The following is an 11,982-nucleotide window of genomic DNA, read 5'->3' as shown; positions in this document are numbered from 1 at the left end:
CGACGCCGGTCGAGCGACTGACTATCGTCTGTCCGTGAACCTCTCCGCGCCGCTGCAGCCGACACTCCTGGCCGACCAGGTGTACGACGTGCTGCGCGAGGCGATCATCAACGGCGAGCTGCCGGCCGGTTCCCGGTTGCGGATCCGCGACGTCGCCGCGCAGGTCGGCACCAGTGTGATGCCGGTGCGCGAAGCGATCCGCCGCCTCGAGGAGGGCGGCTTCGCGCAGCGCGAACCGCACAAGGGCGCCGTCGTCAAGGGGCTCACGCTCGAGGAGCTGGTGCACGTCTACGCCGTCCGCAAGATCCTGGAGCGCGAGGCGGCCCGGCTGGGCAGCGAGCGGATCACGCCGCAGGACTGCGACCGCATGGAGGCCGAGTACGAGCTCATCAAGGCCTCCCTCGCCGAGGAGCGGGGTGAGGACCACCTGCGGCACGACGAGGCACTGCTCACCATCCTCTACGAGGCCAGTGGCAATCCCGTCCTGGTGAGCAGCATCCGCAACCTGTGGCTGCAGTGCCGCGCGTACAAGATGGTGGGCATCAAGGCCACCCTCGAATCGGCCAAGTCCAACGAGTGGCTCTGGCGCTACCAGGGTGAGCTCGTCCAGGCCGCCCGGGCGCACGACCCCGACGCGGCAGCGGCCGCATCCGACGCCTCGCTCGACGTCGCCGCCGAGGACATCCGGCAGCGCCTCGCCGCCAAGAACCGCAAGGCCGCGATGGACGATGCCGCCGCGGCCGCGCCGGCATCCGGAGACGTCCGCTAGACCGGACCCTTGCGCCTGCCGCGGCGTGGGTAGTTGGATGTGATCTGTGATTACGCTTCCCGCGGGGCAGGTGCTCGTGGCCGGAGAGGCCGACGCGGACGTGGTCGCGACCCGGGAGATGCTGAGCTTCTGGGGTGGCGTCGATCCGGCCACGGGCACCGTGATCGACTCACGCCATCCGCTGTGCGGCCGGTCGATCGCCGGCACCGTCGTGGTGCTGCCCAAGGGCAAGGGGTCGAGCACGGGCAGCTACGTGCTGCTCGACTCGCTGGTCGCCGGCACGGGGCCGGCCGGCATCATCCTCAACCGGGTCGACGAGATCATCGCCCTCGGCGCGGTCGTCCACGAGGAGTTCCACGGCACGACGATCCCGGTGGTCGTCCTGGACGACGCCCAGTTCGAGCAGGCGCTCACCGCACGGCGGGCCGAGGTGCGGCGGGACGGGACCGTGGTGCTGCACATGGCCGAGCCGTCCGCGGCCGAGCCACCGCCGTCCGCCGAGCCGCTGCCTCCCGCCGACTCGTCCCCCGACGTCGCCCTGTCCGACCGCGACCGGGCCATGCTCGCCGGCGACGACGGCGCCGCCACCCAGGTGGCCATGCGCGTGCTCCTGCGCATGGCGTCGATCCAGCAGGCGACCGAGCTCCTCGACATCCGCCACGTGCACATCGGGGGCAGCATCTTCACCGGCCTGGGCAGCCTGTCCGCGGTCGAGCGGATGGTCGCGCTCGGGGCGACCGTCCGCGTGCCGACGACGGTGAACTCGATCTCCGTCGACCGCGGTCGGCACGACGATCGAGGACTCGACAGCGAGTTCGCCCGGAACGCCGAGCGGATGGCGACGGCCCTGGAGCGCATGGGCACCCGACCCGTGTTCTCCTGCACGCCGTACGTGTTCCCGGACGGCCCCGTCCTCGGGGACGACGTCCTGTGGGCCGAGTCCAACGCCATCGCGTACGCCAACAGCGTGATCGGCGCCCGGACCAACCGGCACGGCGACTTCCTGGACGTGTGCGCCGCCCTCACCGGCCGGGTGCCGCGCTCGGGCCTGCACCTGCCGGAGAACCGGGTCGGCGAGTTCCTCGTCCGGGTCCCCGACGTCCGGGACCCGGACCCGGCCTTCTTCACGACCCTCGGCTACCTGGTGGGCAAGCACGCCGGCGCCGACGTCCCGGTGATCGACGGCATCTCGTGGACCCCGACGACGGAGGACCTGAAGGCGTTCTGCGCGACGGTCACGACATCGGGCCCCGTGGGTCTGTTCCACATGGTCGGGGTGACTCCCGAAGCGCCGACCGTCGAGGCCGCGCTCGGCGGTCGCCCGCCGCGCCGGGTGCTGGACGTGACGACGGCGGAGCTCCGGGAGGTCTGGCGCGGCCTGTCGAGCGGGCGAGGCGACTCACTGCAGCTGGTGCTGTTCGGGAGCCCGCACGCCACCCTCGGGGATCTCGCCCGGCTCGCCGACCTGGTGCGGGGACGGCGGAAGCACCCGGGGGTCGACGTCCTCGTCACCACGAGCCGGTTCGCGCGCGAGCAGGCGAGTGCGCACGGATACCTCGGTGCGATCGAGGACTTCGGCATGCGGGTCGTCACCGACACCTGCCTGTGCATGCGGACCGAGCAGTCCCTCCCACCGGGAACGGAGGGGGTCATGACCGACTCCGGCAAGTTCGCCCACTACGGCCCGGGGCTGATCCGGCGGGGTGTCTACTTCGGCTCGACGAGCGACTGCGTGGAGTCAGCCGTCGCCGGCCGGCCGGTGCTCACAGAACCCGAGTGGCTCGGCTGAGCCCGAGAGCCGCAGCTGGTCATCGGAGGACCACGGTGCCGGAGACGTGGAGCAGCCCCGACCGCTCGCAGTGCCGCGGTCGAACGCCTGGTCCGCCCTCTCCTGTCAGCGCCCGGACCCAGGTCAGCGCAGGAGGGCTCAGCCTCCGCGGCGGCGCCTGAACCCTGAGTGCGTGCCACCGATCTCCGGTCATCCTGCAGTGCGGACGACACCGGGAGGATGCGGGCGACCGTCGACGGCGTCGTCGCCTGGGCGCTTCCTGCTTCGTGCACGGATGACACCATCGCACCTGCGGCTCCGCGGCCCCGACTCCCCAGACCCGACTCCCCGGATCCACGAGACCGATCACCCAGTGAGGAAGGCGCCATGACGCAGGACCCAGGACGCACGATCTACATCGACGGGCAGTGGCGTCCGGCCAACGGGGGTGCGCGCTTCGCCGTCACGGATCCGGCCACGGGCGAGGTCATCGGGCAGGCCGCGGACGGCGGCCGGGCCGACACCGAGGCGGCCATCGCCGCCGCTGACCGTGCCCTGCCGGCCTGGTCGGGCACGACGGCGTACCAGCGCGCGGCCGTCCTCGCGAAGGCGGACACGCTGATGCGGGAGCGCCGGCAGGAGTTGGCCACGCTGATGACCCGGGAGCAGGGCAAGCCGCTCAAGGCCTCGATGAACGAGGTGGCGTACGCCGCGGACTTCCTGGCGTGGTTCGCCGAGGAGGCCAAGCGCATCGGTGGCGTCACGATCCCCTCGGCGCGGGCCGACCAGCGGTTCGTGACGATGCGTCAGCCGGTCGGCGTGGTCGCGGCCATCACCCCGTGGAACTATCCGATCTCCATGCTGACCCGCAAGCTCGCGCCGGCCATCGCGGCCGGTTGCACCTCGGTCCTCAAGCCCGCCGACCAGACCCCCCTGTGCGCGGTGGCGACGGTGCAACTGCTCGCCGACGCCGGTGTCCCCCCAGGTGTGGTGAACATGGTCACCACCACGCGCGCGCCAGAGGTCGGCGACACGCTGCTGGAGTCCCCGGTGGTCCGGAAGCTGACGTTCACCGGTTCGACGGCGGTCGGGAAGATGCTGGCGGCGAAGGCCGGCGCCACGCTGAAGCGGGTGTCGGTGGAACTGGGCGGCCATGCACCGTTCATCGTCTTCCCCGACGCCGATCCGGTACGTGCGGCCAAGGGTGCCGCGCTGGTGAAGTTCCTCAACACCGGTCAGGCGTGCATCAGCCCCAACCGCATCTACGTGCACCGCTCCATCTACGAGACCTTCGTCGCGACGCTCGAGCAGCGCATCGCGGCGCTGCGCGTGGGCAAGGGCGACCACGACGGAGTCTCCATCGGCCCGCTGATCGACGAGCGCGCCGTGGCCAAGATGGAGGCGCAGGTGCTCGACGCACGCACCCAGGGCGCCCGGGTCGTGGCGGGAGGCGAGCGCCTGCAGGTGGACGGACTCGACGGCAAGACCTTCTTCGCGCCGACGCTGCTGGCCGACGTGACGCCGGACATGCTCATCTCCCGCGAGGAGACCTTCGGGCCCATCGCCGCGGTCACCCCCTTCGACGACGAGGACGAGGTCGTCGCCCGGGCGAACGACACCGACTACGGCCTCGCGGCGTACGTCTACACCAACGACCTGTCGACGGCGATCCGGGTCACCGAGAAGCTGCGCTTCGGGATGGTCGGGGTCAACGACATCAACCCGACGTCCGCCGCGGCACCCTTCGGCGGGGTCAAGGCCAGCGGCCTGGGACGCGAGGGCGGGTACGAGGGCATCGACGAGTACCTCGACACCAAGCTCGTCGGCATCTCGATCTGAACCGGGTCTTCGGGGCGGTCCGCCCCTCAGCCCCCAGACGGCGACGAGGGTGCGACGTCGGGCACCGTCACGCCGTCCCCGGGCTGTGCCGGTGCCGGGGCTCCTGCGACGCCGGGTGCCCCTCACCGTCGGGAGGGACGTCCCGGATCGCCGTCGGTGCGGACTGCCCGACACCACCGTCCAGCAGCGGCCAGTAACGCCACAGCAGCAACCGGGGGACGGTGGCGACGGCGATGGCCAGGCCGGCGACGGGGGCTCCGACGATGACCAGCAGGATGGCGGTGCAGCCGCCGGCGACGACCGTGGCGAGGAGGCCCACCGGCTTCGCGGATCGTGGCCGCCGGACCGTCAGGTCGAGGACCGGACGAGCGGGCTCCTCGACCTCCACCGCATAGCGACGCCGGATCTCGTCCCAGGCTCGCTGTTCGTCGCGACTGAGCATCGTCCACCTCCAGCTGCCCCAAGCCTGCCGGAGACCGGACGGGTGCACGAGGGGTCTCGCCGGTCAGCTGCAGCACTCCGCCGTTGCCGGGGACCGGCAACCGCGGCCACGGCGGGACGGCGCTGACCCACCGGGCCGCCACCGGCACCGAACCTGCCGGAACCGGGGAGGCCCGGTGAGCCCCACTGGTCGGCGGCCAGGAGCCGTCGGCCTCGTGCCCGGCGCAGGACCGGGGTCGACGCGCTGGGGCTTGACGACGCGGCCCTGTCGCGGAGGAGCACTGACAGCGGTTCTCGGGTTGGCTGACGGGGGTGGTCAACTGACGAGATCGCGTGATGTCGCACGCTTCCAGGCGTTCAGCCGTGCGAGATCACGCGATCCCGCTGCCGCGACAGCACGACCCGTCGACCAGCGGGCACACCGCTGTGAGCCCCCGGAGCTCCACCGGCGCCCGGGACCGCCCACCGGGCCCGCCGGGTCCGGCACGCCGGTCTTCCACGCGGGGGCCGGGAACAGCACCCACCCGGTCGGCCGAGTCCGGAGGAGGGGTCACCACGGAGGGTCCCCACGACATCGTCCAGACCGGGACCGGGCCGGTGTACCGGGTCCGAGCTCGTGGGACCCAGCTGACATCGCCAGCCGCTCGTCTTCCGCGGTCCGGCGTTCACCCACGAGGAGCGGGCCGCACTGGGCCTCGTGGGCCTGCTCCCCTACGGGGTCACGACGATCGACTCGCAGACGAGACGGGTCTACGCGCAGTACCTGCGGGCGCACGACGACCTGGCCGAGAACGTCTACCTGACCGCGCTGCGGGACCGCAACGAGGTGCTGTTCAACCGGCTGCTCAGTGAGCACCTCGACGAGATGCTGCCGATCATCTACACCCCGACGATCGGACAGGCGATCGAGCGCTACAGCCACGAACCGGTTGCGGGACGCCGCCCGGCGGCCCTACCTCCGGCGCTTCGGCAGGTAGAGGTCGGTGAGGGTGCCCTCGAACGCCTCCGCGGCCATCCCCACGGTCTCCGACAGCGTGGGGTGTGCGTGCACGGTCAGGCCGATGTCGGCGGCGTCGGCGCCCATCTCGATGGCCAGCCCCAGCTCGGCGATCAGCTCGCCGGCCGACGGGCCGACGACCCCGGCGCCGATCACCCGGTGGCTGGCCTCGTCGAACAGCAGCTTGGTGAACCCCTCATCGCGGCCGAGGGAGAGCGCGCGGCCGCTGGCGGCCCAGGGGAAGACGCCCTTGCCGTACGGGACCCCGGCGGCCCGGGCCTCGTTCTCCGTGACGCCGACCCAGGCCACCTCGGGGTCGGTGTAGGCCACCGAGGGGATGACCCGCGCGTCGAAGAAGCTGCTCTGCCCGGCCGCGACCTCCGCGGCGACCTTGCCCTCGTGGGTGGCCTTGTGCGCGAGCATCGGCTGCCCGACGACGTCGCCGATGGCGAAGACGTGCGGGACGTTGGTGCGCATCTGCTTGTCGACGGGCACGAAGCCGCGCTCGTCGACGACCACGCCGGCCCGGTCCGCGCCGATCGCCGCGCCGTTGGGTCGCCGGCCGACGGCCACGAGCATGCGGTCGAAGGTCGCGGTGGTGGAGGTGCTGCCCTCCAGCGTGGCCACGAGGCCCTCGGGTCGTGCCTCGACGGCGGTCACCCGGGTCTTGAGGTGGACGCCGGCGTAGGCCTGCGTGATGCGTTTGTGCAGCGGCTGGACCAGGTCCTTGTCGGCGCCCGGGATGATCTGGTCCATCAGCTCCACGACGGTGACCTCGGCGCCGAGCTCGGAGTAGACCGTCGCCATCTCCAGCCCGATGATCCCGCCACCGAGGACCAGCAGCCGCCGGGGGACGTCGGTCAGCTCCAGCGCCCCGGTGGAGTCCATCACCCGCGGGTCGTCGTGCGGGACGAACGGCAGCCGGACCGGCTCCGAGCCGGCGGCGATGATGGCGTGCTCGAAGTCGACGGTGGTCGTGCCGCCGTCGCTGAGCTCCACCCGGACCTGGTGCGGTGAGGTGAACCGGCCGTAGCCGCGGAGGGTGGTGACCTTGCGCTGCCGGGCCAGGCCGGCGAGCCCGCCGGTGAGGCGGCCGACCACCTGGTCCTTCCAGCCGCGCAGCTGGCCGACGTCGACCGTCGGCTCGCCGAAGGAGATCCCGTTCCCGGTCATCTCCCGGGTCTCGGCGATGACCCTGGCCGCGTGGAGCAGCGCCTTGGAGGGGATGCAGCCGACGTTGAGGCACACCCCGCCCAGGGCCGGCCACCGGTCGACGAGGACCACCGAGCGGCCCAGGTCGGCGGCGCGGAAGGCCGCGGTGTAGCCGCCGGGTCCGGCACCCAGGACGAGGACGTCGGCGCGGACGTCCCCGGGTCCGGTCGCGGTCGCCGGCGCGGGAGCGGTGGTCGCGGCCGGGGCAGCGGGCCCGGCCGCCGCGGGAGCCGCCGCTTCGTCGGTGCGCAGGAAGAGCAGGATGCTGCCGGCGCTTACGCGGTCACCGACCTGCACGGCCACCTGCTCGACCGTGCCGGACTGCGCGGCGGGGATCTCCATCACCGCCTTGTCCGACTCCAGGGTCACGACGGGGTTGTGCGGACCGACCCGGTCACCCGGCCCGACGAGCACCTCGGTGACGGGCACGTCGGCGAAGTCGCCGATGTCGGGCACCGTGACCTCGATGCGGTCGTAGACGCCTGCCTCCGAGCCGTAGGCGGGGCGGTCGACCGGGGCGGGGACGGCGTCCTCGTGGGTGACGGGATGGGTGGCCGGCCGGGCGCCGGCGCCGCTCTCGGTCAGGCGCAGCACCAGGTCACCGGTCGACACCCGGCTGCCGACCTGGACCAGCACCTCGTCCACGGTGCCCGCCGCCGGCGCGGGGATGTCCATGGTCGCCTTGTCCGACTCGAGGGTCAGGACGGGGTCCTCGGCGGCGACCACGTCCCCCGAGGTCACGTGTACCTCGATGACCGGCACACCGGAGAAGTCGCCGATGTCGGGGATGCGCATGTCCACGGGAAGCTCCGGAGCTGCGGGAGAGGGCCGGTCGGGGATCAGAGCACGAGGCGGCGGACGTCCTCGAGCAGGTGGCACAGGTACCGGGTGAAGCGCGCGGCGGCCGCGCCGTCGACGACCCGGTGGTCGTAGGACAGCGACAGCGGCAGCACCAGCCGGGGCACGAACGCGGTGCCGTCCCACACCGGGGCGGTCTTCGACCGGACGACGCCGAGGATGGCGACCTCGGGGGCGTTGACCAGGGGGGTGAACGACGTCCCGCCGATGCCGCCGAGGCTGGAGATGGTGAAGCAGCCGCCCTGCAGGTCGGGAGCGGTCAGCTTGCCGTCCCGGGCCCGCGCGGACACCTCGCCGAGCTCGCGGCTGAGCTCCCGGACGCCCTTGCGGTCGACGTCACGGATCACCGGCACGACGAGGCCGTCGGGGGTGTCGACGGCGACGCCGATGTGGAAGTACCGCTTGAGGACCAGGGCGTCCTTCTCCGGCGTCAGGCTGCTGTTGAACCGCGGGAACTCGCGCAGCGCCGACACCGAGGCCTTGAGCAGGAACGACAGGAGCGTGACCCGGTAGCCCTCGGCCCTGGCCTCGGCGTCGAGCTCCCTGCGGTAGGCGTCGAGCTCGGTGATGTCGGCGTCGTCGTCGTGCGTGACGTGCGGGACGTTCAGCCAGGAGCGGTGCAGGTGCGGCCCGGACAGCCGCTGGATGCGGGTCAGCGGCTGGACCTCGACCGGGCCGTACTTCGAGAAGTCCTGCGGTGGGATCTCGGGGATGCCGGCCCCCGCCGCGGCGGGTGCGGGGGCGGCCCGCTGCGGTCCGCGGACCTCCTCCAGCAGGTCGTCCTTGGTGATCCGCCCCTTCGGGCCGGAGCCGGTGACCCGGGTGAGGTCGACGCCGAGCTCTCGGGCCAGCCGGCGCACGCTGGGGCCGGCGTGCACACCGGCGAAGTCCGGCGCCGCGGCGGTCGCGCTCACCGGCGGGCCACCGGGCGCGACCGGAGGCGCCGCCGCCTCGGCGGAGCGGCGGGCGTGCTCCGTGACGACCTCGGTCGGCTCGTCCTGGTCGACCGTGTCCCCGGCGAGCTGCTCGACCGGGGCGGCCCCGTCGGACTGGTCGAGCAGGAGGATCGGCTGGCCGACGTTCACCGTGTCGCCGACGGAGATCCGCAGCTCCCGGACGGTGCCGGCAGCCGGCGACGGGATGTCCATCGTCGCCTTGTCGGACTCCAGCGTGACCAGCGGGTCCTCGGCCGCGACCGCGTCGCCGGGCTGCACGTGGATCTCGATCACCGGGATGTCCGAGAAGTCGCCGAGGTCGGGGACCGTCACTTCGGCGGGAGCGGTCATGTCAGGCCTTCCGGACGAGGGGATGCGGTCAGACGGTCCACGGCGGCGGCGCCTCCGGATCGATGCCGTACCGGCGGATGGCGTCGGCCACCGTCGTCGCCGGGACGGCGCCCTGCGCGGCCAGGGAGGCGAGCGCGGCCACGGTCACCGCATGCCGGTCGACCTCGAAGAAGCGACGCAGGGCGCGGCGGTAGTCCGAGCGCCCGTAGCCGTCGGTGCCGAGCACCCGGTAGCTGCCCGGGACGAACGGCCGGATCTGGTCGGCGAAGGCACGCATGTAGTCGCTGGCCGCCACCACCGGGCCCGGTCGGTCGGCGAGGCACTGCTCGACCCAGCTGCGACGCGGCGGCTCGGTCGGGTGCAGCAGGTTCCACCGCTCCACCTCCATCCCGTCGCGGCGCAGCTCGGTGAAGCTCGGGGCGCTCCACACGTCGGCACCCACGCCGAAGTCGGCGGCGAGCAGGTCGGCGGCGGCGATCACCTCGCGCAGGATCGTGCCGCTGCCGAGCAGCTGCACCCGCGGCGCGGCCCCGCCTCCGGAGGACCCAGCCGGCCCCTCGCGCAGCAGGTACAGCCCGCGCAGGATGCCCTCCTGCGAGCCCTCGGGCATCCCCGGGTGCTCGTAGTTCTCGTTCATCAGGGTGAGGTAGTAGAAGACGTCGTCCTGCTCGGCGACCATCCGGCGCAGCCCGTCCTGGACGATCACCGCGACCTCGTAGTGGAAGGTCGGGTCGTAGGAGACGCAGTTGGGGATCGCCGCGGCCAGCAGGTGGCTGTGGCCGTCCTCGTGCTGCAGGCCCTCGCCGTTGAGCGTGGTCCGCCCGGCGGTGGCACCGAGCAGGAAACCGCGTGCCCGGGAGTCCCCGGCCGCCCAGGCCAGGTCCATGACCCGCTGGAAGCCGAACATCGAGTAGTAGATGTAGAACGGGATCATCGGGGTGTCGCTGAGGCTGTAGGACGTCGCCGCGGCGATCCACGACGACATCGCGCCGGCCTCGTTGATGCCCTCCTGCAGCATCTGGCCGTCCGGGGCCTCGCGGTAGTACATGAGCTGGTCGGCGTCCTGGGGCCGGTAGAGCTGGCCGACCTGGCTGAAGATGCCGAACTGCCGGAACATGCCCTCCATCCCGAAGGTGCGCGACTCGTCGGGCACGATCGGGACCACCCGCCGGCCGATCGCCTTGTCGCGCAGCAGCGTGTTGAGGATCCGGACGAAGGCCATCGTGGTGGAGATCTCCCGGCCCTCGGTCGGGACCAGCTGTCCCCCGAAGGCGGAGAGGCCGGGCACCTGCAGGGTCTCGCTGGAGCGCCGCCGGCGCACCGGAAGCGGCCCGCCCAGTGCGGCCCGCCGTTCCCGCAGGTAGCGCATCTCCTCGCTGTCTTCGGCGAAGCGGACGAAGGGCACCTCGTCGAGCTGCTCGTCCGGGACCGGGATGGCGAAGCGGTCCCGGAACCGGGCCAGCGCCGCGCCCGCGACCTTCTTCTGCTGGTGGGTGATGTTCTGGCCCTCGCCGGCCTCGCCCATCCCGTAGCCCTTGACCGTCTTGGCCAGGATCACCGTGGGCCGGCCGACGGTCCGTACCGCGGCGCTGTAGGCGGCGTAGACCTTGCTGGGGTCGTGGCCGGCCCGGGTGAGCGCCCAGATCTCGTCGTCGGTCATGCCGGCGACCAGCTCGAGCAGCTCCGGGTACTTGCCGAAGAAGTGCTCCCGGACGTAGGCGCCGTTCTTGGACTTGAAGTCCTGGTACTCCCCGTCGACGCACTCCTCCATCCGCTTGAGCAGCAGGCCGGAGGTGTCCCGGGCGATCAGCGGGTCCCAGTTGCTGCCCCAGATGGTCTTGATGACGTTCCACCCGGCGCCGCGGAAGATGCCCTCGAGCTCCTGGATGATCTTGCCGTTGCCGCGGACCGGCCCGTCGAGCCGCTGCAGGTTGCAGTTGACGACGAAGATCAGGTTGTCCAGCTTCTCCCGCGCGGCCAGCGCGATGGCGCCCAGTGACTCCGGCTCGTCGGTCTCGCCGTCGCCGAGGAACGCCCAGACCTTGCGGCCCGTGGTGTCGGCCAGCCCGCGGCAGCTCAGGTACTTGAGGAACCGCGCCTGGTAGATCGCCATGATCGGACCGAGCCCCATCGACACGGTCGGCAGCTGCCAGTAGTCGGGCATCAGCCACGGGTGCGGATAGGACGACAGGCCGCCGCCGACCTCCTGGCGGAACCTGAGCACCTGCTCCTCGGTGAGCCGGCCCTCCAGGAACGAGCGGGCGTAGATGCCGGGCGAGGAGTGGCCCTGGATGAACAGCAGGTCGCCGCCGTGGGTGTCGGTCGGCGCGTGCCAGAAGTGCTGGAAGCCGACGTCGTAGAGCGTGGCCGCCGACTGGAAGCTGGCGATGTGGCCGCCGAGCTCGGAGGACTCCTTGTTGGCCCGCAGCACGATGGCCAGGGCGTTCCACCGGATGAAGGAGCGGATCCGGTGCTCGATGGCGCGGTCGCCGGGGTGCCGGTCCTCCTCGTCCGGCGGGATGGTGTTCAGGTACGGCGTGGTCGCGCTGTAGGGCACCGGCGCGCCCTTGCGCCGGGCCTCGGCGACCACCTCGTCGAGCAGGTGGAACGCCCGCTGCGCGCCCTCGAAGGCGAGCACCGAGTCCAGGGCCTCGATCCACTCCTGGGTCTCCGCGGGATCGACGTCACCGAGCATGGCCATCCTCCTACTCCTGGCGAGCCGTCAGCGGGGGATCCGGCGCGCCGGCGGTCCCACGGCCCGTGTCCGGCTGGTCCGTGCCTGCCGTGGGTGCGCCGAGCCCGGCGCACCCAC

7 protein-coding genes are annotated in these 11,982 nt (G+C 72.3%); 3 read left to right on the top strand and 4 right to left on the bottom strand.

From position 1 onward, the window contains the following. The first annotated feature begins 34 nt into the window (after positions 1-34). From ACI78Z_RS18905 to ACI78Z_RS18895, 3 genes are all read left to right on the top strand, one after another. Positions 35-769 carry a GntR family transcriptional regulator gene (locus ACI78Z_RS18905; protein ID WP_457038082.1) on the top strand — a complete coding sequence of 245 codons (735 nt, stop codon included), beginning with the start codon at positions 35-37 and terminating at the stop codon, positions 767-769. A gap of 46 nt (positions 770-815) precedes the next feature. Continuing rightward, positions 816-2,558, top strand: a complete 1,743-nt coding sequence (locus ACI78Z_RS18900; protein WP_457038081.1) for an aconitase X — start codon at positions 816-818, stop codon at positions 2,556-2,558. Positions 2,559-2,924: 366 nt separating this feature from the next. Next, complete coding sequence (locus ACI78Z_RS18895) at positions 2,925-4,376, top strand: NAD-dependent succinate-semialdehyde dehydrogenase (RefSeq protein ID WP_457038080.1); 1,452 nt, start codon at positions 2,925-2,927, stop codon at positions 4,374-4,376. 67 nt (positions 4,377-4,443) lie between these two features. On the opposite strand, the gene ACI78Z_RS18890 is transcribed toward ACI78Z_RS18895, so the two are convergent. The 4 genes from ACI78Z_RS18890 to aceE form a co-directional block, all read right to left on the bottom strand. Continuing rightward, positions 4,444-4,818, bottom strand: a complete 375-nt coding sequence (locus ACI78Z_RS18890) for a hypothetical protein (protein WP_457038079.1) — start codon at positions 4,816-4,818, stop codon at positions 4,444-4,446. Between the two features lie 951 nt (positions 4,819-5,769). Continuing rightward, the gene (gene lpdA, locus ACI78Z_RS18885; RefSeq protein ID WP_457038112.1) at positions 5,770-7,821 is read right to left on the bottom strand and encodes a dihydrolipoyl dehydrogenase; all 2,052 of its coding nucleotides are present in this window, start codon (positions 7,819-7,821) and stop codon (positions 5,770-5,772) included. A 44-nt stretch (positions 7,822-7,865) separates the two neighbouring features. Continuing rightward, the gene (aceF, locus tag ACI78Z_RS18880; protein ID WP_457038078.1) at positions 7,866-9,170 is read right to left on the bottom strand and encodes a dihydrolipoyllysine-residue acetyltransferase; all 1,305 of its coding nucleotides are present in this window, start codon (positions 9,168-9,170) and stop codon (positions 7,866-7,868) included. A gap of 28 nt (positions 9,171-9,198) precedes the next feature. Further along, positions 9,199-11,871, bottom strand: coding sequence for a pyruvate dehydrogenase (acetyl-transferring), homodimeric type (gene aceE / locus ACI78Z_RS18875; RefSeq protein ID WP_457038077.1), 2,673 nt, complete (start codon positions 11,869-11,871; stop codon positions 9,199-9,201). Between the last annotated feature and the right edge of the window lie 111 nt (positions 11,872-11,982).

The sequence above is a fragment of the Geodermatophilus sp. SYSU D01176 genome, assembly GCF_054050015.1.
Note: the sequence above shows the minus strand (reverse complement) of the source record. Positions and strands in the feature narration are given on the sequence as shown.